Genomic DNA, 2456 nt, shown 5'->3' on the forward strand with positions numbered 1-2456 from the left:
TGCCCAAGAAGCTCCACCTGGCCTCGATCTGGCTCGTCTTCGTCGGGACCAACTTCTCGGCCTTCTTCATCCTCGCCGCGAACGCCTGGATGCAGCACCCGGTCGGCTACCGAATCGATCCCGAGACCGGCAACGCCGTCCTGACCTCGATCTGGGCGCTGCTGACCAACTCGACGGCGATCTTCGCCTACTTCCACACGATCCCGGCGGCGTTGACGACCGCCGCCGCGCTGATCACCGGGATCTCGATCTGGCAGCTCGGCAAGCGGCCGGGGCACGAGATCGAGTTCTTCCGTCGCTCGGCCCGTTGGGGCCTGCGGGGGCTGCTGACCTTCTCGATCGCGACCGTCCTCGTCGGCCACTTCTTCGGGCAGCTGATGGGCGAGCAGCAGCCGATGAAGATGGCCGCGGCCGAGGCGCTCTACGAGAGCCGCTCCGGCGCGCCGCTGTCGCTGATGGCGATCGGCCCGTTCGAGAAGAAGCCCAAGCGCCTGAGCTTCCGGCTCGAGATCCCGAAGCTCTACTCGTTCATGGACACCAACTCCTTCAGCGGCCACGTCGAGGGGATCGACGACCTGCAGCGGGCGGACGCGAAGAAGTACGCCGCCTACGAGCGGGCGCACGGCCGCGACCCGACGAAGGCCGAGTACTACCCGATCGTCGGCCTCAACTACTGGACCTTCCGGATCATGGTCGGGATCGGGATCTTCCTGGCCGCGCTGGCCGCCACCGGGCTGCTGCTGGAGCGGCGCTGGCGCAACGGGCTCGCCGGCCTGGCGCGGACCCGCGCCTTCCGCTGGGCGGCGATCGGCGGGCTCTTCGCCGGCTTCCTGGCCCACGCCGCCGGCTGGATCTTCACCGAGCAGGGGCGTCAGCCGTGGGTGGTGACGGGGCTGCTGAAGACCGAGGACGCCGTCTCCAAGCTGGGAGCCTCGACCGTCGCGATCTCGCTCGGCGTCTTCATCGTCCTCTACTGCGTGATCGGCGCGATCGAGTTCTGGCTCTTCCGCCGCGTCGCCGACAGCGATCCCGAGCCGCTGGAGCGCGACGACGACCAGACCGCCTCCGTCCCCTCCCTCGCGTACTAGCCATGGACCTCCCCACCGTCTGGTTCCTGCTGATCGCCCTCCTCTGGACCGGCTACCTGGTGCTCGAGGGCTTCGACTTCGGCGTCGGGATGCTGCTGCCGTTCGTCGCCCGCGACGCCGAGGACCGGCGGCTGGCGATCCGCACCTTCGGCCCGGTCTGGGACGCCAACGAGGTCTGGCTGATCGTGGCGGGCGGCGCGATGTTCGCGGCCTTCCCCGGCTGGTACGCGTCGATGTTCAGCGCGCTCTACCTGCCGCTGCTGCTGCTGCTCGTGGCGCTGATCGTCCGCGTGCTCGCGATCGAGTATCGGGTCAAGCACCAGGACGACCGCTGGACCCGCGCCTGGGACCGGGCGCTGGTGGTCTGCTCGTTCACCGCTCCGGCGGCGGTCGCGCTGGCCCTGGCCAACGTCGTGCGCGGGATCCCGCTCGACGGCCGGCACGACTTCACGGGCTCGCTCGGCGACCTGCTCGGCGCCTACCCGCTGCTCGCCGCCGCGACGGTCCTGGCGCTGTTCGCGCTCCACGGGGCCTGCTTCCTGGCGCTGCGCTGCGACGGCCCGGTGCGCCTGCGGGCCCGGCGCGCGGCAGCGGTCGCGTGGCCGCTGGCGACCGCGCTGGCCGCCGGCTTCGGCCTCTGGACGCTGCTCGGGTCGGGCGGGCCGGACGACGCGGTCTCGCCGATCGCCGTCGCCGCGTTCGCCGTCGTCGTGGTCGCGCTGGCGATCTGCGGCCTGGCCGTCCACCGCGGGCACGAGGGCCGCGCGTTCGCCGGCACGGCGGTCGCGGTGATCGGCGTCGCGGTGCTGCTGTTCGCGCAGCTGTGGCCGAACGTGCTGCCGTCGACCGGCGATCCGGCCGGGACGCTGACGATCGCCGACGCGGCCTCGACCCCCTACACGCTGAAGGTGATGACGATCATCGGCGCCGTGATGACGCCGATCGTCCTGCTCTACCAGGGCTGGACGTACTGGGTCTTCCGCCACCGCGTGCTGCCCGAGGGCTTCGAGCGCGCCCAGAACCCGCTGCAGGCGCTGGCCGCGCGGCGCGCCGCCGAGGGCTGAGCGCCGAGCCTTGGGCCCGCCGCGTCGCGACCTGCTCGATGCCGTCCCCGGGCTGCGCCGGCAGCTGCAGCGGACGACCGCGCTCGGGATCGGCGAGGCCGCCGCGACGGTCGCCCAGGCGCTGCTGCTGGCGCACCTGATCGCGGTCGGCGTCGGCGGCGGCCGCGGCCGGATCGGGCTCGCACTCGCGGGCCTGGTGGCGGCGATCCTGCTGCGCGCGGCGCTGCAGGCGCTGGCCGAGACGTCGGGACGGGCCGCCGGCCGGCGAGCGGTCGCCGAGCTGCGCGAGCGTGCGGTCGGGCTC

At 72.6% G+C, this 2456-nt stretch carries 2 protein-coding genes and 1 pseudogene; all 3 read left to right on the forward strand.

Annotated elements, in window-relative coordinates; genetic code table 11:
* Nucleotides 1-1088: cytochrome ubiquinol oxidase subunit I (locus tag PAI11_RS23475; protein WP_040601538.1), on the forward strand; the 1088-nt coding region annotated here is incomplete at its 5' end.
* A gap of 2 nt (nt 1089-1090) precedes the next feature.
* Nucleotides 1091-2152 (forward strand): cytochrome d ubiquinol oxidase subunit II, encoded by a 1062-nt coding sequence (gene cydB / locus PAI11_RS23480; protein WP_007579560.1) that lies wholly within the window; start codon nt 1091-1093, stop codon nt 2150-2152.
* Nucleotides 2153-2162: 10 nt separating this feature from the next.
* Nucleotides 2163-2456: pseudogene (locus tag PAI11_RS23485) on the forward strand (hypothetical protein); the annotation flags it as partial.

This window comes from Patulibacter medicamentivorans, from assembly GCF_000240225.1.
GTDB classification, from domain to species: domain Bacteria; phylum Actinomycetota; class Thermoleophilia; order Solirubrobacterales; family Solirubrobacteraceae; genus Patulibacter; species Patulibacter medicamentivorans.